The 26366-nt window shown below is 37.9% G+C and carries 19 protein-coding genes and 2 tRNA genes; 12 read left to right on the forward strand and 9 right to left on the reverse strand.

The features are described 5' to 3' along the window. Positions 1–91 precede the first annotated feature (91 nt). Complete coding sequence (gene leuD / locus P256_RS09305) at positions 92–742, reverse strand: 3-isopropylmalate dehydratase small subunit (RefSeq protein ID WP_023273430.1); 651 nt, start codon at positions 740–742, stop codon at positions 92–94. 11 nt (positions 743–753) lie between these two features. Then, entirely contained in the window at positions 754–2172 is a 1419-nt protein-coding gene (leuC, locus tag P256_RS09310; RefSeq protein ID WP_023273431.1) for a 3-isopropylmalate dehydratase large subunit, read from the reverse strand. 264 nt (positions 2173–2436) lie between these two features. Between leuC and P256_RS09315 the strand changes: the two genes are divergently transcribed. Beyond that, a complete protein-coding gene (locus P256_RS09315) occupies positions 2437–3306 on the forward strand; it encodes a LysR family transcriptional regulator (RefSeq protein WP_023273432.1) in 870 nt (289 codons plus the stop codon). A 10-nt stretch (positions 3307–3316) separates the two neighbouring features. On the opposite strand, the gene P256_RS09320 is transcribed toward P256_RS09315, so the two are convergent. Then, the gene (locus tag P256_RS09320) at positions 3317–3976 is read right to left on the reverse strand and encodes an HAD family hydrolase (RefSeq protein WP_023273433.1); all 660 of its coding nucleotides are present in this window, start codon (positions 3974–3976) and stop codon (positions 3317–3319) included. A gap of 184 nt (positions 3977–4160) precedes the next feature. Here P256_RS09320 and P256_RS09325 point away from each other — a divergent pair, with 184 nt between their 5' ends. Both P256_RS09325 and ptsP read left to right on the forward strand, forming a co-directional pair. Continuing rightward, the gene (locus tag P256_RS09325; RefSeq protein ID WP_023273434.1) at positions 4161–4643 is read left to right on the forward strand and encodes an RNA pyrophosphohydrolase; all 483 of its coding nucleotides are present in this window, start codon (positions 4161–4163) and stop codon (positions 4641–4643) included. Between the two features lie 87 nt (positions 4644–4730). Further along, entirely contained in the window at positions 4731–7025 is a 2295-nt protein-coding gene (ptsP, locus tag P256_RS09330) for a phosphoenolpyruvate--protein phosphotransferase (protein ID WP_023273435.1), read from the forward strand. 41 nt (positions 7026–7066) lie between these two features. Here the strand turns inward: ptsP and katG are convergent, their stop codons facing one another. Then, complete coding sequence (gene katG / locus P256_RS09335; RefSeq protein WP_023273436.1) at positions 7067–9253, reverse strand: catalase/peroxidase HPI; 2187 nt, start codon at positions 9251–9253, stop codon at positions 7067–7069. Positions 9254–9616: 363 nt separating this feature from the next. On the opposite strand from katG, the gene P256_RS09340 reads away from it, so the two are divergent. Then, positions 9617–11134 (forward strand): catalase, encoded by a 1518-nt coding sequence (locus P256_RS09340; protein WP_023273437.1) that lies wholly within the window; start codon positions 9617–9619, stop codon positions 11132–11134. Positions 11135–11192: 58 nt separating this feature from the next. On the opposite strand, the gene P256_RS09345 is transcribed toward P256_RS09340, so the two are convergent. Beyond that, a complete protein-coding gene (locus tag P256_RS09345; RefSeq protein ID WP_040332106.1) occupies positions 11193–12245 on the reverse strand; it encodes an MBL fold metallo-hydrolase in 1053 nt (350 codons plus the stop codon). 363 nt (positions 12246–12608) lie between these two features. On the opposite strand from P256_RS09345, the gene P256_RS09350 reads away from it, so the two are divergent. Continuing rightward, positions 12609–13505 (forward strand): LysR substrate-binding domain-containing protein, encoded by an 897-nt coding sequence (locus tag P256_RS09350; protein WP_023273439.1) that lies wholly within the window; start codon positions 12609–12611, stop codon positions 13503–13505. A 61-nt stretch (positions 13506–13566) separates the two neighbouring features. Here P256_RS09350 and P256_RS09355 read toward each other — a convergent pair whose 3' ends face one another. Then, positions 13567–14214: an HAD-IA family hydrolase gene (locus tag P256_RS09355; RefSeq protein ID WP_023273440.1), complete on the reverse strand. Its 648-nt coding sequence runs from the start codon at positions 14212–14214 to the stop codon at positions 13567–13569. A 1-nt stretch (position 14215) separates the two neighbouring features. Continuing rightward, positions 14216–15145, reverse strand: coding sequence for an RluA family pseudouridine synthase (locus tag P256_RS09360; protein ID WP_023273441.1), 930 nt, complete (start codon positions 15143–15145; stop codon positions 14216–14218). A 716-nt stretch (positions 15146–15861) separates the two neighbouring features. Between P256_RS09360 and P256_RS09365 the strand changes: the two genes are divergently transcribed. From P256_RS09365 to P256_RS09375, 3 genes are all read left to right on the forward strand, one after another. After that, the gene (locus P256_RS09365; RefSeq protein ID WP_023273443.1) at positions 15862–19311 is read left to right on the forward strand and encodes an Rne/Rng family ribonuclease; all 3450 of its coding nucleotides are present in this window, start codon (positions 15862–15864) and stop codon (positions 19309–19311) included. Positions 19312–19561: 250 nt separating this feature from the next. Then, positions 19562–19637: transfer RNA gene (locus P256_RS09370), tRNA-Lys, on the forward strand. A 20-nt stretch (positions 19638–19657) separates the two neighbouring features. Then, positions 19658–19733: transfer RNA gene (locus tag P256_RS09375), tRNA-Lys, on the forward strand. 39 nt (positions 19734–19772) lie between these two features. On the opposite strand, the gene P256_RS09380 is transcribed toward P256_RS09375, so the two are convergent. Then, positions 19773–20399: a hypothetical protein gene (locus tag P256_RS09380; RefSeq protein ID WP_023273444.1), complete on the reverse strand. Its 627-nt coding sequence runs from the start codon at positions 20397–20399 to the stop codon at positions 19773–19775. Positions 20400–20647: 248 nt separating this feature from the next. On the opposite strand from P256_RS09380, the gene P256_RS09385 reads away from it, so the two are divergent. From P256_RS09385 to glyS, 3 genes are all read left to right on the forward strand, one after another. Further along, positions 20648–20908 carry a PspC domain-containing protein gene (locus P256_RS09385; RefSeq protein WP_023273445.1) on the forward strand — a complete coding sequence of 87 codons (261 nt, stop codon included), beginning with the start codon at positions 20648–20650 and terminating at the stop codon, positions 20906–20908. A gap of 127 nt (positions 20909–21035) precedes the next feature. Continuing rightward, positions 21036–22013, forward strand: coding sequence for a glycine--tRNA ligase subunit alpha (gene glyQ, locus P256_RS09390; protein WP_023273446.1), 978 nt, complete (start codon positions 21036–21038; stop codon positions 22011–22013). Next, positions 22013–24082 (forward strand): glycine--tRNA ligase subunit beta, encoded by a 2070-nt coding sequence (gene glyS / locus P256_RS09395; RefSeq protein ID WP_023273447.1) that lies wholly within the window; start codon positions 22013–22015, stop codon positions 24080–24082. Before glyQ ends, glyS begins: the two co-directional genes overlap by 1 nt. Positions 24083–24137: 55 nt before the next feature. Here glyS and P256_RS09400 read toward each other — a convergent pair whose 3' ends face one another. Further along, positions 24138–25400: a hypothetical protein gene (locus P256_RS09400; protein ID WP_023273448.1), complete on the reverse strand. Its 1263-nt coding sequence runs from the start codon at positions 25398–25400 to the stop codon at positions 24138–24140. Positions 25401–25739: 339 nt separating this feature from the next. On the opposite strand from P256_RS09400, the gene P256_RS09405 reads away from it, so the two are divergent. Further along, positions 25740–26327, forward strand: a complete 588-nt coding sequence (locus P256_RS09405) for a hypothetical protein (protein ID WP_023273449.1) — start codon at positions 25740–25742, stop codon at positions 26325–26327. The last annotated feature ends 39 nt before the right edge of the window (positions 26328–26366 follow it).

Raw genomic sequence — 26366 nt, forward strand, 5'->3', positions numbered from 1 at the left:
TGAATATTCAACCCAACAACATAAAAGTAAAACTAATTCACATTATGTTAGCAACAGTTCTATCACTTCGCCATCATTTAAATATAGCAATTTAGTCACTTAAGTCTTGAAACACCCAAGGACGTGATTGCTGAGTTCGTGCTTCATACTCACGAATTACCTCACTGTCTTGTAATGTTAAACCAATATCATCTAAACCATTTAACAAACAGTGCTTACGAAAAGGATCAACTTCAAAATTAAATATTTCTCCTGACGGGAGACGTACTTCTTGTGTTTTTAAGTCGACAACAAGTTGATACCCTTCGATTTCTGAAGATGCTTTAATAATTTGATCAACTTGTGCTTCAGACAGGATGACAGGCAACATACCATTTTTAAAACTATTGTTAAAAAAGATATCTGCATAACTTGGTGCAATCACCGTTCTGAAACCATACTCGTTTAATGCCCAAGGTGCATGTTCACGACTAGAACCACAACCAAAATTCTTGCGTGTTACTAAAATGGTTGCACCTGCATAACGCGGCTGATTTAATACAAAGTCAGGATTCTTTGGTCGCTTAGAATTATCTTGTCCCGGATAACCTTCATCTAAATAACGTAATTCATCAAAAAGATTATCACCAAAGCCTGTACGTTTAATCGACTTTAAAAATTGTTTTGGAATAATTAAATCGGTATCAACATTTGCACGATCTAATGGTGCAACAATGCCTTCTTCCGTTGTATAAGCTTTCATTATTGGACTCCTTAGAATGTTCTGACATCAACAAAATGACCAGCAATTGCTGCTGCTGCTGCCATTGCAGGACTAACTAAATGTGTTCTGCCACCATTACCCTGACGACCCTCAAAGTTTCGGTTTGACGTTGAAGCACAGTGCTCACCTGCCTGCAATTTATCTGCATTCATAGCTAAACACATCGAACACCCTGGTTCACGCCACTCAAACCCTGCTTCTAAGAAGATTTTATCTAAGCCCTCTTGCTCTGCTTGGGTTTTCACAATTCCTGAGCCCGGAACAATCATCGCTTGTTTAATGGTTGTTGCCACTTTACGACCTTTAATGACAGCCGCTGCTGCACGAATATCTTCAATACGCGAATTGGTACAAGAACCAATAAATACACGATCTAAATGGATTTCAGATAATGGCTGACCCGCAGTTAACCCCATATACTGATACGCACGTGTCCAATCATTACGTTGCACATCATCTTTCGCTTGCGTTAATGTAGGTACTGCTTGTGAAACTGGAATAACCATTTCAGGTGAAGTCCCCCAAGATACTTGAGGCTCAATATCTTCGCCTTGAATTTCAACAACAGTATCAAAGAAAGCATCTTCATCAGAGTGAAGTGTATTCCAATATACAACCGCTTTATCCCAATTTTCAGCTTTTGGCGAGTAAGGTCTATCCTTTACATATGCAATGGTTTTTTCATCTACAGCAACAAGACCTACACGTGCCCCTGCTTCAATCGCCATATTACATACTGTCATACGTCCTTCAATAGACATATCTCTGAATACCTGACCACCAAACTCAATTGCGTGACCTGTACCACCTGCTGTACCAATTTTTCCAATAATGGCAAGTACAACATCTTTCGGTGTAACTCCTTGCCCCAATGTACCATCAACACGGACAAGCATATTCTTCATTTTTTTCTGAACCAAGCATTGTGTTGCCAATACATGTTCAACTTCAGATGTACCAATACCATGAGCTAAACAACCAAATGCCCCATGTGTAGCTGTATGTGAATCACCACATACCACTGTCATGCCTGGTAATGTTAAACCTTGCTCAGGGCCAACAACATGCACAATTCCCTGACGAACATCATTAATACCAAACTGAACAACATTAAAAGACTTACAGTTATCATCTAAAGTTTGTACTTGAATACGTGAGGTATTGTCTTCAATACCCGCAATACCTTGGTCACGCTCTTTTTTAGATGTTGGTACATTGTGGTCAGGTGTTGCAACATTTGCACTTAAACGCCAAGGTTGACGACCTGCAAGCAGTAAGCCTTCAAATGCTTGTGGTGATGTTACTTCATGTAATAACTGACGATCGATATAGATTAAGCTTGAGCCATCATCTCTTTGCTTAACTAAATGGTCATCCCACAATTTGTCATATAAAGTTTTGCCTGCCATGTCGTTATACTCCATTGGACTGGGTGTTTATGTTGGTTGTTATCTTCGATTATATAAATTAAAAATGATAAATCTAATTTATCATTTTTATACATTAATAAACTTTTTGGAATAATTTATTTTTCATTCTAAATTTTATAATTAATAAAAGGTTTATTCACAGTAGTTTTTCACTTCAAAATGTATTTGCACATTTAAATAAAAAAAAGTTATATTAAAAATCAACAAACATAAAATTATATTATTCTTAAACAAGGTACTCTTATGAATCTTGCTGCATTTGAAGCATTTGTTAAAGTTATGGAAACTGGTTCAGTATCTATTGCTGCTGAACATCTTTTTATTACTCAACCAGCAGTCACCAAAAGAATTCATAGTTTAGAAGAATACTTCAGTGTTTCACTTTTTGAATCAGCAGGACGTGGAATTCAACCCACTCATGTAGCTCATTTACTTCTTCCAAAAGTAAAAACATGGCTTAATGAATTGGGCGATATTCATCATAACTTAAGTCATCAGCATGAACAGGTACAAGGGCGTTTAAAGCTTGGTACAAGCCACCATATTGGTCTACATCATGCACCCCCATATTTAAAAAGTTATGTGCAACAGTATCCACATGTCGACTTAGACGTAAAGTTTGTAGATTCAGAACAAGCACACGAACAAGTACTTACAGGTGATTTGGAACTTGCCTTTCTGACACTTCCACCAACAGGAGATGAACGACTCAATTATCTTCCTATTTGGGAAGACCCTTTAGTCTTTGTTGCCGCACCATTTCACCCACTTGCGCAAATGTCTAATCTAAACTTAGAACAGCTCACACATTATCCAAGTTTATTGCCATCTGCAAAAACATATACCAGTCAAATTACACTTGCTGAGTTTGAAAAGCGCGGCTTACGTCCAAAAACAAGCATGACCAACAACCCACTAGAATCTATTCGTATGTTAGCTTCAATTGGCGTGGGTTGGTCTGTCCTACCTAAAACCCTCATTAATCAAGATCTGAAACAACTCGATTTAGATTTAGAGTTAAAGCGAACTCTTGGTTTGGTTTGGCACCCCTCAAGAAGCCAATCCAAAGCAGCTGAAGCTCTCATTCAACTGGTAAAAATGACACAAGCTTAAATAACTAAACTTACTTGACTGAAATAGACCAATCTAAAATAGGCCAACCTTTTTGTTGGGCAAGTTGAGTAAGTTTGTCATCTGGCGTTACCACTGTGGCATGGTCAACATATTCAAGTAAGAATCGATCATTAAATGAATCTGAGTATGCCCAGCTTTCAGTTACTTCTTGCCCATCTAACCACTGTTTAAGGCGAACCAATTTTCCATCTTGAAAACATGGCGTCCCTTCTACTTTTCCTGTATAGATACCATTGTTTTGTTCTGCTGTAGTTGCAATAACATTCGTTATGCCAAACTCATGAAAAATAGGCGTTGTAATAAAATCACTCGTCGCTGTAATCCCTACAATTTCATGACCTTGTTGCTTATGGTATTCAATCTTTTCAAAGCCTTCTTTTCGCATCATTGGACGAATCACATCTTGCATAAAACGTGCATGTAGTATTTGCAAAGTATCGTGGTTATTTTTTGTTAGAAATTCAAAAACAAACTCATTATATGCAATTGGATCTAGACACCCTGCTTTATAGTCTTCATAGAACTTATCATTCATTTGACGATGGTATGTTTCATCAACAAGACCTGCTGTCACCAAAAATTCACCCCAAGAATGATCAGAGTCGGTATCTATTAAAGTATGATCAAGGTCAAACAAAGCCAATTTCATGAAAATTCTCATTTAATTTGAAAAATAAAGAAAAAAAATGTAAATCAATCACCGCATACGGCAAGAAATTCGTTAAGATCATAGCAATTTTAACAATATTCTGTCGTCTTTTTTATGAAGAGGTTTCTGCCCTAACAACCCACCTTAAGAAAGACCATAAGAAATAATATATTAAGGTAGCCAAATGATCGACTCCGAAGGTTTCCGACCAAATGTCGGGATCATTTTGGCAAACGATAACGGACAAGTTTTATGGGCAAAACGCATTGGTCACAATGCGTGGCAATTCCCTCAAGGCGGTATTCACTATGGAGAAACTGCGGAGCAGGCACTTTTTCGTGAGCTAAGAGAGGAAGTTGGCTTATTGCCAGAGCACGTTCAAATTGTTGCACAAACAAAAGGCTGGTTACGTTATCGTCTGCCCCACCGATACATTCGTTCAGACTCTTCACCTGTCTGTATCGGTCAAAAACAAAAATGGTTTTTGCTGAAGCTTGTTGCTTCAACAAAGTATATTCAACTTCATTTATCAGACCCACCTGAGTTTGATCAATGGCAGTGGGTAAGCTACTGGTATCCACTCGGTCAGGTTGTAAACTTTAAGCGCGATGTTTATCGCAAGGCAATGTTAGAGTTATGCAACAAAGTCCCCATACAAAAAACTTAAAAGAGATGTTTTTTGTGAATGATTTTAAATTTAGATACTGATATAAATAAAAAATCGCCTTCTACTTGACTTCGGAGCATGCAGTACATGTCCAACATGCAGTTAGATACATTAAGACGGATTGTCCAAGAAATCAATGCTTCAAATGGTTTACATGAATCGCTAGAAATCATGGTAAATCAGGTATCAGCTGCAATGGATGTTGATGTATGCTCTATTTACTTACTTGATGAACGTAACCAGTGCTATGTTCTCATGGCAACCAAGGGATTAAATGCTGAAGCTGTTGGCAATATATCTATTCCTTTGAGTGAAGGCTTAGTTGGTTTAGTTGGGCAACGTGAGGAAATTGTAAACCTAGAGAATGCTTCTGGGCATGAACGATTTGCTTACTTTCCTGAAACTGGCGAAGAAATATATCATTCATTTCTTGGTGTACCCGTCATGTACCGCAGAAAAGTGATGGGTGTACTTGTTGTGCAACGTAAGCTTAGACAAGACTTTAGCGAAGCTGCTGAGTCTTTCCTTGTTACGCTTTGCGCACAACTATCAGGTGTCATTGCACATGCGCATGCTGTCGGTTCAACCGATGTATTTCGTAAAGTTGCAAATACATCTAATTATAAAATTTTTAAAGGTGTTGCAGGATCTGGTGGTGTTGCATTGGGTCGTGCCATTATTTTATACCCACCTGCCGACCTCTCCGCTGTTCCCGAGCGTGAAGCAGAAGATATTAGTGAAGAGTTAGAGCTACTCGAACAAGCCGTCGAATCGGTACGTCATGAAATACGATCACTTGATGAAAAAATGCAAGATTCTCTCATGTCAGAGGAACGTGCATTATTTAGTGTATTTTTACGTATGCTCGATGAAAATGCATTGCCCGAAGAAATTCAAGATGAAATTCGGGCAGGCAGTTGGGCACAAGGTGCTGTAAAACGGGTCATTGATAAACACAGTGCCCTTTTTGCACAAATGGAAGATGACTACTTACGTGAAAGAGTCTCCGACTTAAAAGACCTTGGTCGCCGTATTTTGGCATACTTACAAGAAGCAGATTCAACACATAAAGAACTTAGTTCCGACAGTATTTTAGTCGGTGATGAAATTAGTACGGCGGCACTTGTTGAACTTCCTGTCGATAAAATTGCAGCAATTGTAACCAGTGAAGGTGCAGCAAACTCACATATGGTCATTGTTGCACGTGCACTTGGCATTCCAACTGTTGTCGGCGTAACAGAATTACCCGTAAATACGCTAGATGATGTCGAAATGATTATTGATGCTTACCAAGGTAAAGTCATTGTTAACCCACCTCGTCGTTTACGTCAACGCTATAAAGAGATTCAAAAAGAAGAAGAACAAATTGCTAAAGATTTAAAGCTTTATGAAACTAAAGACTCTATAACCCCCGATGGTGTAGAAGTTCGTTTATTTGTAAATACAGGTCTTATGATTGATGTTGTACGCGGTGTACAGCGTGGTGCAAAAGGTGTCGGTTTATACCGTAGTGAAATTCCTTTTATGCTTAGAGATCGCTTCCCTGGAGAAGAAGAACAACGTGCTATATACAGACAACAGTTGAGCCATTTTGCTAACAAACCTGTCATTATGCGTACATTAGATATTGGTGCAGATAAAGAACTGCCCTATTTTTCTATTCATGAGAACAATTCTGCACTAGGCTGGAGAGGACTTCGCTTTACACTTGACCACCCTGAAATTTTTTCAGCACAAATTCGCGCCATGCTTAAAGCAAGTATTGGATTAAATAACCTACATATCCTTTTGCCAATGGTGACTAGTGTTAGCGAAGTTGAAGAAGTACTCTACCTGCTTGAGCGTGATTGGCTCGCTGTACAAGAGGAAGAACAGGTAAAAATTAATAAACCTAAAATTGGTATTATGGTTGAAGTTCCAAGCGTACTCTTTCAAATTCATGAGTTTGCAGAGTTAGTTGATTTCTTCTCAGTTGGGTCAAATGATCTCATTCAATATCTTTTAGCCGTAGATCGTAACAATCCACATGTATCAGGTGTCTACTCTCATTATCATCCATCAATTTTAAGAGCACTTTCTCACTTGGTCGATGAGTGTCATAAATACAATAAACCTGTCAGTATTTGTGGTGAAATGGCAGGGGATCCTCTTTCTGCAATCTTACTTATGGCAATGGGTTTCAATACCCTTTCTATGAGTTCAAGCAACATCTTACGTGTACGAAAAGCAATTTGTCATACCCCTATGGTCGATGCAAAAGCTCTCCTTGATCATGTCCTCACACTCAATAATCCATTACTTGTAAAAAGTTGGATTGAGCACTATTTTAGGAATAATGGCTTAGAAGATATGGTAAAAACCAATCGGCTACTGACTAACTAATAAAAAGCCCTCGCATATGCGAGGGCTTTTTATTCAAATAATTATGCTTTCACATCGAAACGGTCAGCATCCATTACTTTTGTCCATGCTTTTACAAAGTCTTTGACAAACTTTTCTTTATTGTCATCTTGTGCATAAACTTCTGCATAAGAGCGTAAAATAGAGTTAGAACCAAAGACCAAGTCAACACGTGTTGCTGTCCATTTTACATCGCCCGTTGCGCGGTCACGAATTTCATATAAATTCTTACCTACAGGCTTCCATGTATTGTTCATGTCTGTAAGATTTACAAAGAAGTCATTTGTAAGTACGCCTTCTTTCTCTGTAAACACGCCATGTTTTGTTTGACCATGATTCATACCAAGTACACGCATACCACCAATGAGCACTGTCATTTCAGGAGCAGTTAAACCCAGTAACTGTGTGCGATCAAGTAACATTTCTTCAGGTTGAACCGAGTAATCTTCTTTAATCCAATTACGGAAACCATCATGTTTTGGCTCAAGATCTTTAAATGAGTATTCATCAGTCTGATCTTGTGTTGCATCACCACGACCTGCCGTAAACGGTACAGTTACAGTTACACCAGCATCTTTTGCAGCTTGCTCTACCGCAGCAGTACCACCAAGTACAATAAGATCGGCTAAACTTACTTTCTTATCTAATGTACCTTGCAACTGTTCAAGTGTAGCAATTACTTTTGCAAGACGTTCAGGCTCATTACCTGCCCAATCTTTTTGTGGTGAAAGGCGAATACGTGCACCATTTGCACCACCACGGTAGTCTGAACCACGGTATGTACGTGCGCTGTCCCATGCTGTATTAATTAACTCTGCATGTGTTAAACCGCTTGCAAGTAATTTCTCTTTTAACGATTTAATTTCATCTTCAGTTAAAACATAATCTACTGTAGGAACAGGGTCTTGCCAGATTAGATCTTCTTGAGGAATATGTGTCCCTAGATATCTTGCTTTTGGCCCTAAATCACGGTGAGTCAGTTTAAACCATGCACGTGCAAACACTTCAGAGAAATAAGCAGGGTCTTTATAAAAACGTTCCGAAATCTTACGATATTCAGGATCAATTTTTAATGCCATATCTGCATCAGTCATAATTGGATTACGACGAACATTTGGATTATGAGCATCAATCGGCTTGTCTTCTTCTTTAATATTTACAGGTTCCCATTGTGTTGCACCTGCTGGGCTCTTCGTTAGTTCCCAATCATATGTAAAGAGTAAGTAAAAAAACTCATTGTCCCATTTGGTAGGATTCGTTGTCCAAGCACCTTCAATACCACTGACCATGGTATTTGTACCATTACCTGTGCCTTCAGGGTTATGCCAACCTAAACCTTGGAACTCAACATCTGCAGCTTCTGTATCTGCACCAAGTAATTCTGCTTTACCATTCCCGTGTGCTTTCCCTACAGTATGACCACCTGCTGTTAATGCAACAGTTTCTTCGTCATTCATTGCCATACGGTCAAAGGTAACGCGCATGTCTTGTGCCGTTTTTAAAGGATCAGATTTACCATCTACACCTTCAGGGTTTACATAAATCAAGCCCATTTGCACAGCCGCAAGCGGATTTTCTAAAGAACTACGATCTTGGTCATTTTCATAACGATTTTCTGTTGCATCTAACCATTGACGCTCTTCACCCCAATAAATATCTTTTTCAGGATGCCAAATATCTTTACGACCACCTGCAAAACCAAAAGTTTTTAATCCTGCAACTTCATATGCAACTGTACCAGCTAAGATGATTAAATCACCCCAAGAAATTTTATTCCCGTATTTTTGCTTAATTGGCCATAACAGACGGCGACCTTTATCTGTATTCACATTATCAGGCCAGCTATTTAAAGGTGCAAAACGTTGGTTACCCGTATTGGCACCACCACGTCCATCTTGTTTTCTATATGTTCCAGCCAAATGCCAAGCTGTACGTACAAACATACCTACATAACTTCCCCAGTCAGCAGGCCACCAATCTTGGCTCGAAGAAATCAATTCACGAATATCCGCTTTAACTGCTTCAATATCTAATGAATTAAATGCTTTTTCATAGTCAAAGTCTGGATCCATTGGATCTGTTTTATGATCATGCTGCGACAAAATATCTAGGTTTAAGGCGTTTGGCCACCAATCTGTATTTGAGCTAGCTGCATTTGTATTTGCACCATCTGCATGAAATGGGCATTTAGCTTGCGATTTATTATTCACGTTACCACTCCGACTAAACGATATTGTTTAAACTAATTTTTTTCTATCTAAATTGGAATCCGTATTTTTTGATCATCTTTATAGACAAAGCCTATGTTTCTCAATTCTTATCAAAATATAGGTTATTTTTATGACAGTATTTTGATCTAAAAATACCAACTTCTCTTTATTATTTTTTATTTTAACGTAAAAAAGCACATATTATTCATATTTATATACTTTGTACACTTAGTAACATACAACAACGTGAATACACACTTCTAAAGACTACACTCTGTATAATATTCACACAAAATAAGTATTCATACTATTTTAAGAAAAATATATAGCAAGCCCTAAACAATATAAATATAGGAGTTAGCCATGAGCAAATGCCCATACCATCAAACGACAACAGCCGGCTCACCCATTGCTGATAATCAAAACAGCTTGTCTGTGGATTCTAGAGGTCCTTTACTATTACAAGATTGGCAACTCATTGAAAAGTTAGCACACCAAAACAGAGAGCGCATTCCTGAACGTACTGTACATGCAAAAGGTTGGGGTGCTTTTGGTACATTTAAACTGACAAAAGACCTTTCTGAATACACACGCGCAAAAATATTTAATGGCGTTGGAAAAGAAACAAAAATGCTTGCACGTTTTTCTACAGTTGCAGGAGAAATGGGTGCTGCAGATGCAGAACGTGATGTTCGTGGTTTTTCCCTAAAATTTTATACTGAAGAAGGAAACTGGGACCTCGTAGGAAACAATACACCTGTATTTTTTATTCGTGACCCATTAAAGTTCCCAGACTTTATTCATACACAAAAACGTCACCCACGTACAAACCTACGTTCACCAACAGCAATGTGGGATTTCTGGTCACAATCTCCTGAAAGTCTACATCAAGTTACTATTTTAATGTCAGATCGTGGTTTACCTACTGATGTAAGACACATGAACGGCTACGGCTCACACACCTACTCTTTTTGGAATGAAAATGGCGAACGTTTTTGGGTGAAATTTCACTTTAAAACTCAGCAAGGGCACCGTCATTGGACAAACCCTGAAGGACAACAAAAAGTTGGTGAAAGCCGTGAAACAACTCAAGAAGATTTGTATTACAGCATTGAAAATGGTGACTATCCTAAATGGACAGTTCAAGTTCAAATCATGCCTGAATTAGATGCAGAAAAAACATCATATAACCCTTTTGATTTAACAAAAGTATGGCCTCATGCAGATTATCCACCTATTGAAATTGGTGTACTCGAACTAAATCACAATCCTGAAAACTATTTTGCACAAATTGAACAAGCTGCTTTCTCTCCTTCAAATGCTGTACCAGGAATTGGCTTCTCTCCTGATAAAGTACTACAAGCACGTGTCTTTAGTTATGCTGATGCACATCGTTACCGCCTAGGTACACATTATGAAAACATTCCGGTAAACCGTCCTATTTGTCCTGTTCATCACTATCATAAAGATGGGCAAATGAACATTCAGGAACACTTCCCAAATCCAGATGCATATTATGAACCAAACTCATTTGGTGGCCCTACTCAAAACCCTGATGTCAAAGAACCACCATTAAAATTAAATTCAAACATTGTAGATCGCTTTAATCATCGTGAAGATGAAGGCAACAATGACTATATCCAAGTCACTGGTCTATTCAACCTATTTGATGATGGTGAGAAATCACGTCTCTTCAGTAATATTGCTGATGCAATGCAAGGTGTTCCTAAAGAAATTATTGAACGCCAACTTGTACATTTTTCTCGTATTAATCCTGATTATGAAACAGGCGTGCGCAAAGCCTTACATGCAAGTGGTCATAGCTCATATCAACAACAAGATGGGCATATTACAGAACAAACAGATGGTCATTCTGAATAAGTCAGCTTTAAAGCCAAAAAAAAGCCTATCTCATGATAGGCTTTTTTTATTTATGAAGTTATACAATCAATTTTTTACCTTCATGAATACAATAAAAAGGATTCATCAGCTTAGAAGCATGTTCTATCGCATGCTCAAGCACCTCCTCAGGTTGATTACGGTCTTCATCTGTCAGTTGAAAAGTACGATAATGGATTGCTATAGATCGCTGTGCTTGTAAATCCATATGTGCTTTCAAAGCATCGTAAGGATTCATATGCATATATTTCATCAATGCTCTTGGCTCATAAGCACCTATAGGCAATAAAGCAACACGTGGTGCGCCATACCTCGTATGAATTTCTTTAAAATGCGTCGAATAGCCTGTATCTCCAGCAAAGTATAAATACTGACCATCTTTCCTAAGACAAAAGCTCCCCCACAATGCCTGATTTTGGTCACGTAAACCACGGCCAGAACCATGTTGAGCAGGTGTATAAATAATTTCAAAATCATCTAAATATGCAGATTGCCACCAATCTAGCTCAATCACATGAAAATGCTTAGGTAAATAATAGCTATTTCCTAACCCTGTATAAATTGGCATTTGAAATTGCTCATGCAGCCACTCCAATGTCGCAATATCCATATGATCGTAATGATTATGACTTAACAGCACACCATGAATAGGAGGCAAATTTTCAAGAGCTATTCCTGCTGGGCACACACGTTTAGGCCCCGTACCACTCTTTGGCCCTGCATATTCTGACCATACAGGATCTGTTAAAAAGTTATATGGGCCTATTTTAATCAGTGCTGTTGCATGGCCGACAAACCAGACTTTCCATTGTTTAGGATCAGTACTTGATTTAATCGGTTGCATATTTATAGATTGAGCAAGTATCTCATTAAACTCACGCTCAATATCTATATTCCACGATTTAGCATCACGCCCTATAAGCCATTTAAAGAGTTTATATTTACCCGATTTTTTCTCCGATTCATGTTCATTATGAAAACGACCATCATGATAATGTGGCGAATGGTCAAATTGTTGATCTAGTTTAGTTAGCGTATGAGACCAACAGTTTTTTGTAGAAAGCTGATAGTGCAATGGCTTAGATTTAGTCATACCTTCTTCTTTTATATTCTTATACGATATTCTCATTCATGCGAATGTTATGCATAAATAATGCAACATTTTAAGTGAAATGCATCATATCACTCTAATATTTCGTTTTATATCCTCTCCTTCAATTTGGTACATTTTTGCTACATGTTTATTATAAATAATTATAATTCAAAGGCATGTCTCAAAAAAAACATATAGATATAAAAACATCTTTCACTTATAGAAAAAATCTACTAAAAAATTATTTAAACAAAAAAAATATCTATTATTTTTCAAATAATTTAAGACTTTTTTACTTTAAATTTACAAGCTTTAGACTATACTAAGTATTTAATTAAATAACAAAATGCCTAGGTCAATCTCATGGAATTGCGCCATCTAAGATACTTTATAACAGTTGCAGAAGAATTAAATTTTAGTAAAGCAGCACTAAGATTATATACAGCACAACCTTCATTAAGTCAGCAAATTAAAGATTTAGAAGAAGAAATTGGTGTTCGGTTATTTAACCGTACTAAACGTAAAGTCGAACTTACAGAAGAAGGCGTTGTTTTTTTAGAACATGCTCGCTTAACTATTGCTCAAGCAGAAAAAGCCATCCATATGGCAAGACAAGTTCATCTATCTAAACAACATATTCTTAGAATCGGTTTCATTACAGCAGCAGAAATCCGTATTCTACCTAAAGTACTCCCACACTTTCGTATGCAGTACCCCAACTTTAAAATTGAGTTAAAAATCTTAGATGACTTAGAGCAACATAAAGCACTTAAAAAAGGCGATTTAGATATTATTTTTAGCCGTAAGAAAGTAAATGAACCAAAAATTGCAGATCAAGTTATTTTTAAAGATGAACTCGCCCTGATCTTACCTCAAAAGCATCCTTTAGCAGCTTTAGATCGTATACCACTCAAAGCACTAGAAGAATTAGAATTTATTGTTCCAACAACTGCAACATTTAATATTATGAATCAAGCAGTAAATAATTTCGTAAAACAAAACCATATTAAACTTAATGTAACTCAACACTCAGCAACCATTGTCGATAGCCTCGCGCTCATTAATGCAGGTAAAGGATGCTCTATTTTACCCAAATATGTCGACCCTTTCAGCAGCTTACCTAATCTAGCTGTTCGGTCACTTGAAAAAGAGCTACCTACATTAGATATTATTATGAGTTATAAAAAAGAAAATGACTCAATTGCACTCAAAAGCCTATTAGATATGATGCAAACTTTCTTTGACCTTTCACATAACTAAGAAAGAGTAGAAAAAAGATCTTTGGTGCTATATGCACCAAAGATCTAATTAATAAATGCAATTAAATATAATTTAATAATGCTTGATGTAAATCTGCAATATTTTCAACAACCACTAGAGGGTCATGCTTGCAAAGAATATCTTGAGGGTGCACACCATAAGTTACCCCAATTCTAGGCATGCCAATATTCTGTGCCATCTGAAGGTCATAACTGGTATCACCAACCATAATCGCTTCACTTGCAGATACCCCTGTATAGGCTAAAATTTCTTGTAGCATGAGTGGGTCAGGCTTAGACTTTGTTTCACTTGCAGCACGTGTAATTTCGAAGATATCCGTACTTTGAGTTTTCTCTAAAACACGATCAAGCCCTCGTCTACTCTTTCCTGTTGCAACAGCAAGTCGTACTCCCTTTTGTCTTAAATCAGACAGCATATTTGCAACACCATCAAACCATAGATCATTTTTAGAGTATTCCACATAATGCGTTGCATAACTCTCAAGGAGTTTTTCATGCAAATGTGGCACTGTAGGAAAAAGACGTTGCATGACCTCAGGTAACCCCAAACCAATAACATCTTTCCCATCTGCATAGCTGAGTGGCTGATCATATTGCTTTGCAGCAAACTGCAAACTATTTACAATCTGATCAATTGAATTAAATAATGTACCGTCCCAATCAAAAACAACAAGTTTTGTTTTATCCATTTTATTCTTTACTTAAATGAGTCAAAACATCCTGCATATCTTCAGGCAAAGGTGCCTCAATTGCTGGATAATTTGGAATTTCTAAACGCATTGCATGCAAGCATAATCTTCTTGGTGCAACCCCATGATAGGTTATATTATGCCCATATTTTTCATCACCTAACAAGGGATGACCAATACTTAAACCATGTACACGAATTTGATGCGTACGGCCCGACAATGGCGAGGCATGCACAAGTGTGGCTGTCTTGAATCTTTGTGCCACTTTCCAAATAGTTTCGCTTGGCTTACCATCTTTACTTACACGAACTCTTCGCTCTCCATTTGCAAGTTCATAACGTAGTAATGGCGCATTAATATGCTGCTCATTTAAACTCACTTGACCTTTTACAATCGCAGCATACGTCTTTTGTATTTTGTGCTGACGCAATAAATCTTGTAAAGCTTTTAAAACACTTCTTTTTTTACTAATCATCACTAGTCCAGAAGTATCTCTATCGATGCGATGCACAAGCTCTAAATACTTCTTTCCTGTCACTGTTCGTAAAGCTTCAATGAGTCCATAAGCAATACCACTGCCACCATGTACTGCAATACCTGATGGTTTATTAATTACAATAAGACCTTCATCTTCATAAACAATGCGATTGAGCAGCCCTTGAGCCACATCATCACTTACAGGCACATCTGTATCTTGCTTTTGTTCATAACGGATTGGAGCAACCCGAATTTGATCGCCAATACTTAGCCGTGTATCTGCCTTAATACGTTTTTTATTTACACGTATTTGCCCTTCACGAATTAAGCGATAAATTCTACTTTTAGGTACACCTTTTAAACGTGAAAATAAAAAATTATCGATACGCTGATCTAGCTGATTTTCATCAACCTCAAACCAAGTGACACTTTGCCATTGCTGATTGGAATTCATACAACTACTTTAAAACCTTATTTAACATTTTTGAATAAAATATGACCACTTAGAGAGATTATTTCACAATAAACATCTGCTAAACCCATAGGCAGATGCCGCAAGGTTTGATATAGTCAGCGCTCGGATACCCCCGTAAATGAGAATGTGCACAAAAAATATTCACCTAGCTTAATGGATGAATCATGCAGCTTTAATATACTCATCATAAACTCGGAGTGGTCCCAAAAGAATATGCCGATGCCAAAGGCTTTATTATATCGGCAAAATAGTAGACTATCGCGTGAAATAATGCTTTTGCATACAAAATAGTCTACCCCAAAAAGATTTGTTGCCAATTTCGATTGGTTTATTAATGTAAACTGAAACACATCAGATAAGTCACTCCCTGAATATTACTCAGGCTTAAGCATTTGATGTATTGAAATACTGTAGTTATAGCCTTAATGCGATGAACATTCCGTATTAAACGCCTATCAAGGACGAAAATGCTTTCTACAGTCAGGTGGTTTTCACAATACAACAAATGTGGCGGTAAAATTTAGGTGAATTTAGTCAAAAGGATGCTTAAGCAATTTAAAATATAAAAGAGAACCAAGCCCCTTTAAATGGTCTAATCGCTCTGCCTTACAACCAGACATATTTGTTCTCTTCATTTAAATTGCCCCATAAATAGGCTGACTTATCGTTATGTTTCAATGATTAGGTATTACCCCATGAAACGTATGTTGATCAATGCAACACATGCTGAAGAAGTCCGTGTTGCACTTATCACCGGTCAGCGTCTATATGACTTTGATCTTGAAAACCGTACCAGAGAGCAAAAAAAATCAAATATTTATAAAGGTCATGTGACACGTGTAGAGCCTTCTTTAGAGGCTGTATTCGTTGAATACGGTGCACAGCGTCAAGGCTTTTTATCAATGCGTGAAATTGCACGTAGCTATTTAAACGCAGATGCACGCGACAGTTCAAATATTCGTGAGCTTATTACAGAAGGTACAGAGCTACTCGTTCAAGTTGAAAAAGAAGAACGTGGCAATAAAGGTGCTGCACTTTCTACTTACATCTCTTTAGCTGGTCGCTACCTTGTTCTTATGCCAAACAACCCAAAAGGTGGCGGTATTAGCCGTCAAATTTCGGGCGCAGTTCGTGAAGAACTCAAAGAAATGCTGGCATCTTTAAATATGCCACGTGGTATGAGTGTTATTGTTCGTACAGCAGGTATTGGTCGTAGCCAAGAAGAATTACAACTTGACTTACAACACCTACTCGACCTTTGGGCACAAATTCAAAATACTGCAAGTTCTGGCCCTTCTCCAATGCTTGTACACCAAGAAGCAGGTGTCGTTACGCGCGCTATTCGTGACTATTTACGTGATGATGTTTCTGAAATTCTTATCGACAATGAACAAGCATTTAACGAAGCATATAACTTTGTAAAAGTTGTGATGCCACGTCAACTAGATAAGCTAAAAACCTATACCCTCAATGAACCATTATTTGCACATTTTGGCATTGAAAGTCAGATTCAAACAGCATATGAACGTGAAGTAAAACTGCCATCTGGTGGTTCTATCGTTATCGATCAAACAGAAGCACTTGTTTCTATCGACATTAACTCTGCCAAGTCAACACGTGGACAAGATGTTGAAGATACTGCTCTTAATACCAACTTAGAAGCAGCTGAAGAAATTGCTCGCCAACTCCGCCTCAGAGATATTGGTGGTTTAGTGGTTATTGACTTCATTGATATGGGCAAAGACCGTAATCAGCGTATGGTTGAAGCTAAACTTCGTGAAGCCACTCAAAGTGACCGTGCACGCATCCAGTTTGGTCAGCTTTCTCGCTTTGGTTTAATGGAAATGAGTCGCCAGCGCCTACGTCCATCACTTGAAGAATCAACAGGTTACGTTTGCCCTCGCTGCCATGGTACAGGTATGGTACGTGATGTACGCTCTCTTTCTTTATCTATTATGCGTAAAGTTGAAGAAATTGCATTACAAGAGCGTCAAGGTGAAGTACAAATAGAAGTGCCTGTAGAAATTGCAGCATTCTTACTCAATGAAAAACGTCATAGCTTGGTTTACCTCGAGCAAACTTCGAATGTACGAATTACAGTACTTCCGCACCCTCACTTAGAAACACCTCATTACGAAATTCAGTACAATCCTGAAGGTTTTGCGCCAACAAGCTACGAACGTACTGAAGCGACTCGTTCTACTGAAAAAGAATTGGGTTATGAATCATCTCAGTGGCACTTAGATGAAGCGGAACACACGCATCATCATCAAGCGATAAAAGAAACGCAAAAGAATGGGCAAAAACCTAGCGTAAATGCATCTAGTCCAAACAATGCGCATTCAAGTAAACAACCCCAAGTACAACAGCCTACACAGCAAAACCATAGTCCATGTGCTTGGTTAGAAAACTTATTTGTACAAAAGCAAGCTCATACGACTGATCAATCACGTACAGCAAATAATGCTGCTGCTGCAATTGAACAAATGGTGAATAATGGTGCTGTAAGTCGTGGGCAATTTGGTCAGCTTCAAACACAGCAGACACAAGTAGCTACGCCGGAAGCTATACCAAGCAACAATGCTTACATGGCACGTAACCAAGCGCCTGCAAAAAATGAAAAGTCGCCTGTTGAAAAAGAAGAAAAGCCACAGCAAAGAAATAAAAAACCAAGAAATAATAAGCCAAAAGATCAACGTGACTATAACAACAATGATCAAGCCGCTAACCATCAAGTGCATGAAGAGGTTGTACAACTTTCTCGTCAAGAAATGCGTGAGCTTAAACGTCAACAAAAACGTCAGCAACAGCAAGATGCTCCTCAACAAGTCGAGCAAAATGCAAATACTGAACATCAAGCCCAAGCAGTTCCTCGCCGTGACCGTAATCAACAACGTCCAAGCCGACCAAACCGCCAGCGCGATACGAGTGTTTTAGAGCAGCAAGCAGAAAAACCTACTCAAGCACCTAAAGCAAACTCAAATCAAGCAGTCAAAGTAGAACTGATTGATACACCTCGTCATGAGGAAATGCCAACAGCGCTTGTTGTTAACGTAGATAAAGAAACTAAGGATATTGTTGCTTTAAACACGGCATCTGAAGCTTCGACACAGCAAGAAGTAATCCAAAAAGTAGCGCCTAGTACTGCTTCTGAGCCAAAAACTGCACCAAGCAAAAAACCGCAACAAAATACAGTGACTGAGACACAGTCTCAAAAAACTGTAGAAAAGGAAAAAGTTGCTGAAGTTTCAAAACCTGCTCAAAAGCCGCAGCGTGCAAGTAATGATCCACGCTCACGCCGTCGTCAAAAGCAAGGTCAAAAGCCCCAAGTAACAACTCAGGCAGTGAAGCTGAAGCCAACTCAAATCCCTGAGCTTGCACAATATAGTATGGGAAGTTTAATTCGCCATATTTATGGTGAAGACTGTACAGTACTCATTGAGCAATTTGGCTTAGTGCAAACTTTCAACCGTGCACTACTTAAATTTACTGAGCAATACTCTACTCAGGTCAATACATCATTAGATGTTCAAGAAGTAACGGATGAAGAAAAAGCACCTGTAACACGTGACGTTGAAGTTCCAACAAAAGTGATCCAAGAGGAAGCTCCTGCTGCTGTTATTCCATTAACACCTCCAAAATCACAGCAAGTACGTGTTGCAAATGATCCTCGTGAACGTCGTCGCTTAGCTAAACTTGCTGCTGAACAAGCTTTAGAGCAAGCAAAAGCGAAGCACATAGAGGAAGAGCAAAAAGCACAGGTTATACAAGAAACTACACCATCTATAGACGAGCCTTTAGCTGTAGAAGCTGTAGAAGCTGTAGAAGCTGTAGAAGCCAATACTACTGAAGTAACGCCTCCTGAACAGGATAAAATAGTACCAGTTGAAGCTGCTAAAGAGGAAAAACCAGCACCGGCTTCCAAAAAGAAAGGAAGTACAAAAGCTGTTACTACTGAAGAGCCTGTAAAAGCTACTGAAGAAGAATCTGTTAACAATACAGATTCTGAATCAGAAGTAGAGCCTGCGGCTAAAAAAACTACGAAAGCTAAAGCAACAAGCAAAGATAAAGCTGCTCGTCCCCGTCGTCCTCGTGGTCGACCACCTAAAAAAGCAGTAACACCTGTTGAACCAACTGAAGAATAATACTTCAAAAGAAAAAATAGCTACTTTCGAGTAGCTATTTTTTTGTCATATAAATATAAAGAAAATCATCTATGATCTTTTATAAAACAGAATAGAATTAATTTTAAATATATAAAATCATCAATAATTGCTGTTTTTTTGCCTAAAAAATTGGTTTTTGCCTTTTTTATAAACAACCAATCGCTTTTTTCTTAAAAAATACTTGTCATCATTCTATAAGTTGCTACAATACGCTCCATCAAGACGAGATGGGTCGTTAGCTCAGTTGGTAGAGCAGTGGACTTTTAATCCATTGGTCCCGCGTTCGAGTCGCGGACGACCCACCACTTATCTTGAAACCTGTTATGGGTCGTTAGCTCAGTTGGTAGAGCAGTGGACTTTTAATCCATTGGTCCCGCGTTCGAGTCGCGGACGACCCACCAAGATTCAAAAAAACCTCTTAGTTTTGCTAAGAGGTTTTTTTATGCTTGTTTCTTTAACTGATAATTTTCCATTGGAAAAGGAAATCCTTGCCTGTATTCTTGCAAGTTCACAAGCTTCGTTCTATTGATATCCATTACTAGACGATCATTCGAAAGTACCTTATAAAAGAATCTCATACCCGTCGCATAAGAAGTTACAATATACTTTTGATTATGAATGGAAACCTCAGTCCAATGATCATACTCCACATCATCATCTAGAGCTTTTCTTGTATCTACCTGTATCATTCCTAAACCTTTAATCAGGCGATATACAGAACCATCAGATGCAAGGTTTAATATGAAGTCAACTGAACCATTATGCCTGCTCCCACAACGTGCAACAGGGTCATGACAAGGAATTGTCACAACATAACGACCAACAAGTGCTTTTTCACTATGTGTTAATGAACGCGAATAACCCTTTTTAGTAAAGCTTTGAGGTACAACACTCTGCCCCGCAACATTCCATAAATTTTTATCTTCTATACTACTTTGTGTAGTGTGACTGCTTGAATCCTTCGGTAAGTCTTCATTTTTATTACATCCTGTTAGCGTCACGATACAACTTAATAAAAGAATTGTATTTAATGATCTTTTAGCATTTAAAAATGTAGGTTTTGACATAGTATGGCTTCATTGATGTTACAAGCTGCAAAACCACTTTTAATAAGTCTTATATATTCAATATATTGGCTATAAAAATGTAGTTTCATCAAAATATTTATTTTTCATTTTAATAAACATTTATACAAACACTTAAATTATTTACATAAATTAACGCTTTACAATTATGTATATATTTAATTATCTAAATTTGCCCCTATTATAATTACATGGCATGCCATAACAGTTCATTTTAGAGGAACTTATTTATGAAATCTTCAGGTTTATATCGCTCACGTAAGCGTCATATGATTGCAGGGGTAATGGGAGGTATAGCAGAGCGTTTTGGCTGGAATGCAAATCTCCTTCGCGTTATTTTTGTCTTAGTTTCTGTCATAAGTGCAGCATTTCCCGGAATTCTTGTTTATTTAGTTTTATGGCTTCTTATACCTAAAGAGAATATAGCAATCGATCAATACAGAACAACCAATGGCACGATGCGTACTGTACATGAAGAAAGTGCACATTAAATATTTGACCTCTACTCTACTTTTGAGTAGAGGCTTTACCTTTTCACATCTATATTAAACTTTGCCACCACTCATCAAAATCCTTATACTTATAGGTAATATTTTCTTATAATTAATTGGATGCCACATGAGTCGCGCCATCTCTCATATTGATACATTTCAGGGCTTAATTCTTGCCCTTCAAAACTACTGGGCTGAGCAAGGCTGTGTTGTTCTACAACCTTACGATATGGAAATGGGTGCAGGAACATTCCACACCGCAACTTTCTTACGTGCGCTAGGGCCAGAAACTTGGAATGCTGCTTATGTTCAACCTTCTCGTCGCCCTAAAGATGGACGTTATGGTGAAAACCCAAACCGCCTACAACATTACTATCAATTCCAAGTTGCGCTAAAACCAAATCCTGACAATATACAACAGCTTTATTTAGACTCTCTTAAAGCGATTGGTATAGACCCACTTGTACATGACATTCGTTTTGTTGAAGACAACTGGGAATCTCCAACACTAGGTGCATGGGGACTTGGTTGGGAGGTTTGGCTCAACGGTATGGAAGTAACACAATTTACCTACTTCCAACAAGTCGGTGGGATTGAATGCTACCCTGTAACAGGTGAGATTACCTATGGTCTTGAGCGTTTAGCCATGTATTTACAAGGTGTCGATTCAGTCTATGACCTAGTTTGGACAAAAGGACAGTTTGGTACAGTGACATATGGTGATGTATTCCATCAAAATGAAGTTGAACAATCGACATATAATTTCGAATATGCACCTGTTGAAAAACTCTTTGAACTTTTTGACTTCTACGAAGCAGAAGCAACACGCTTAACAGAAGTAGATTTACCTCTACCTGCTTATGAACAAGTGATTAAAGCATCTCATGCATTTAACCTATTAGATGCTCGTGGCGCTATCTCTGTGACAGAACGTCAGCGCTATATTTTACGTGTTCGTACACTCTCTCGTGCAATTGCTCAAAGCTATGTGGAAGCACGTGCAAAATTAGGCTTCCCAATGGCTGAGCCTCATTTAAGAGATGAGGTACTCGCAGAGTTAAAATTACAAGCTGAAAATGAAGCAGCAAAAGCGGAGAAAAAATAATGACTAAACATACTGTATTATTTGAACTCGGCTGTGAAGAGCTTCCACCGAAAAGCTTAAAAAAATTACGCGATGCGTTAAAAGCCAATACTGAAAAAGGCTTAAATGATGCTGGGCTTCAGTTTTCTACAATTGAGGCATATGCTGCACCGCGCCGTCTTGCACTAAAAATTGTAGATGTAGACAGTGCACAAGCAGATACAAAAAAACGCTTTGATGGCCCTGCTGTACCTGCTGCATATGATGCTGAAGGTAACCCAACAAAAGCATTAGAAGGCTTTATGCGTGGTCAAGGCATTACCCTAGACCAAGTAGAAAAATTTCAAGCAGGTAAAGTTGAGAAAGTCTGCTATTACAAAGAAATTAAAGGGCAAGATTTAGATACCCTACTTCCTACGATTTTACAACATGCTTTAGATCAACTACCTATTGCTAAACGCATGCGCTCTGCTGCAAGCCGTACAGAATTTGTACGACCTGTAAAATGGGTTGTTTTGCTTAAAGATGATCAAGTGATTCAAGCGACAATTCAAGATCATCCTACAGGTGCTATCACTTATGGACATCGCTTCCATAACCCTGAGGCAATTACGCTAGCACATGCAAATGAATACCTTGCAGCACTAGAAAAAGCATATGTTGTTGCTGACTTTTCAAAACGCCAAGAAACGATTCAAGCTCAAGTGAAAGTACTTGCAGACGAAGTTAATGCAACTGCTATTGTACCAAATGACTTACTAGATGAAGTAACTGCACTTGTAGAATGGCCTGTAGCATTAAGAGCAACTTTTGAAGAGCGCTATCTTGCTGTACCACAAGAAGCACTTATTACAACCATGCAAGACAACCAGAAATACTTCTGTTTGATCAATAGCGAAAATCAATTACAACCTTACTTCATTACTGTATCGAACATTAAGTCGAAAGACCCAAGTCAGATCATTGAAGGGAACGAAAAAGTTGTTCGCCCACGTTTAAGTGATGCCGAATTCTTCTTTCTACAAGACCAGAAACAACCACTTGCAAGCCGTTCAGAAAAACTTGCAAAAATGGTATTCCAAGCACAGCTTGGTACACTTTGGGATAAATCTAAACGCATTGCACAGCTTGCTCAACAAATTGCACAAATTACAGGTGCAAATACAGCAGATGCAGAAAAAGCAGCACACCTTGCAAAATGTGACTTAACCTCTGAACTTGTGGGCGAATTTCCTGAATTACAAGGAATTGCAGGTACATATTACGCACGTATCGAAGGTGAAAATGATGAAGTAGCTGAAGCTTTAGGTGAACAGTATCTACCTAAATTTGCAGGTGATGCTTTACCAAAGACAAAAACAGGTACAACACTTGCGCTTGCAGACCGCCTAGATACCCTTGTTGGTATCTTTGGCATTGGACAAGCACCCACAGGTTCAAAAGATCCATTTGCGCTTAGACGCTCTGCTATTGGTATCTTACGTTTAATTATTGAAAATAAGTTGAATGTAACGATTGAAACGTTAGTTAACTTTGCACTCAATGCTTACGGTGACGTAATTCAAGACCATGAAAAAACACGTACCGATGCAGTTTCTTTCCTAGAAGGACGTTATCGTGCAAAGTATGAAGACCAAGGTGTGGCTGTAGATGTACTTCAAGCGGTACAAGCTCTTTCTCCAAGCTCACCATTAGACTTTGACCGCCGTGTAAATGCAGTCAATCACTTCCGTACGCTTCCCGAAGCAAGCGCCCTTGCTGCTGCCAATAAACGCGTTGCAAATATTCTTGCAAAAGAGAATGTGGCTGAAGACAACATTGCTGAAGATAAGCTGATTGAAGATGCTGAAAAAGCTCTTTATGCTGCCATTCAGAATATTGAACCAATTGTTCAACCATTACTTAAAGAGCAGAACTACACTGAGGCATTGACACACCTTGCACAATTACGCGAGCCTGTAGATGCTTTCTTTGATCATGTAATGGTTATGGCAGATGATGAAGCATTAAAAGCTAACCGCTTACGCTTACTCACTCGCCTACGCCAGTTATTTACAGCAATTGCAGACATCTCAGTTTTACAAAACTAGTCCATACTTATCAGTAAAAAAGCGCTCATCTGAGCGCTTTTTTCTATATTTAATATTAAACTAAAATTAATTTTTCATTATCACTGACAGGTGCTTCTACAAAACTGCATAGTCCATGATCATCAGTATTTAAATTTAAATTTTTATAACTAATCACATAATAATCTAAATATTTTTTAAGTACCAACGGATTCATATCACTTGTCAGAGCATCATCTTCTTTAAATAACTTCATGACACGGCGATCATTCATTGCAATTAAATAACGCTCGCTATTTAGCTCTACTTTCACCAGACAGCTCGATTTTGCCATTAAAGGAAGTAAGTATTTATGGTTTAAATCAATCGCATCTTGTGAATAACTTTCCACTTTATTACTAATCACATTAAATACTAGAAAACTGCCGAAGCTATCTTGTAGCTGTTGACGACTTTCTTGTGGCAAATTAACTTTAATTCCAAGTTTTTGTAAGTCTTGCTCTGTCACCTGACGGCGACTTAGCATCACACGAGTAATGAGCTGTTTAAGGGTTGGGTCTAAATATTGTGCATCGAGTTGCAAATCATTATTCTTTAAAATACGACCCAGTGCCTTACTATGGCGTGACATCAAATTACCAATTACATTACGATAGTAAAACTTACTTTTCTTTTTCACCTGACGCATTTGCTCATAGAAATAAGGCTGGTCTAGGTCATGTCGAATAAAATCATTTAACAAGCTCGAACTTGCCAAAACTGACAAAGCTTCATGTCCTGTAAATGGAAGATTAAGTGTCATCACAGCAGGTAAAATTTGTTTTATTTTTAAATAATGCTCTCGGTCATTCTCATAATATGGGTCATACACAATAATATAGTCCGTGTCTTTAGAGACATCTTGTTCTTGTATTTTCATATCACGATGCAGACTGACATCAAAAAACTCTGCATAACGGCGATCTTCAACTTCTTGAGGATCAATCGTAAACTGTGGAACAAATGCAATTGCACGTGACATATTCAACAATTTGGAATATTTTAAGACAGCATAGCCCCCCATTGAACCGCCATAGCCAACAACCGTTTTAAATTGGGCTAAATATGGTGCGACTGCCTCCATCATATTCTGCATGCTTTCTACAGGAAACCATGACTTTTCTTTTGGCATAATGCCAATAACATTGTAGTCATATTTCATTAAAGATTTTTCGGCATTAATACTTAAGCCTTTCGCACGAGTGATTAAATCACCAAACGAAAAAATCAACTCTTCTGAGTTACCTTTCAGAAAAATAACTCTGATTTGTTCGTCTTCAAAAATTATTTGCTTATCCATTACACACCGAAATTTAAAAATGAATGGCGACCTAAAAATCAGATGCCATAATAGAAAGATATAAGGGCAAAACTATTTTTTTATAGTGCCAAATCAAATGAATTGTATAAATATAACATTTTTGCTCAAACTTATGTAAAAGAGAAATTCTTGCTAAGAAGTCACACATAAAGCAAGATTAATGCATACTAGTACACATTTTCATCAAATTTAAAAAATAAATACAATTTTTTCCCTATAAAAAAGACAATGGAATTCAGCAACTTCATGAAAATGTCATATCAATTTGTAAGAGTATTGCTACAAAGTTAATCATCTGTCCATCTTGGAATCTGGGGCATGCAATATATAAGAACATCTGAAGGATTTGCGGCATTACAAAATCGAGACCGCGCTCTTTCCTCTAAACAAAGACAACTACTTCTTCTTATCGGCACAAGTGATTTCGAAAAACTTTCATCTGCTGTCAAAGAAAAACTATGTACTTCTGAAGTACTAGGTGGATTACTTTCACTAGGGTTCATTCGAAAAAATCAGGAAACTACTGCTGTTGTAGAGCCTATTGAAAAGCCAAAAGAAGTCGTCAATACACCAACTCTTACGGAGGAAACTCAACCAGCAGCTATTAAAACTGAACCTGCACCAAGTATTGCAACACCTGTTGCAAAAGATGCAGAAGAATATGATATTGAATTTAGTTTCGACAACATGAAACAGATGATGGTCGATGCGCTGCAAAAACATTGTGGCTTAATGGGTAAAGCACATATTCGATATATTAATGGCTGTACTACAATTTTAGAACTAAAACGTTCACATATGACAGTTGTTACATTACTACAAGAAAGCAGAATGCCTCAGCCTGAAATACGCCGCCTAACAAAAATTTTACAGCGTTTTTATCAACTTAGTAGTGAAACTGCATAAATCATCATATAAAAAACTGTTATAAGATTCCAAAGCAAT

The sequence above is a fragment of the Acinetobacter nectaris CIP 110549 genome (assembly GCF_000488215.1).
GTDB classification, from domain to species: domain Bacteria; phylum Pseudomonadota; class Gammaproteobacteria; order Pseudomonadales; family Moraxellaceae; genus Acinetobacter; species Acinetobacter nectaris.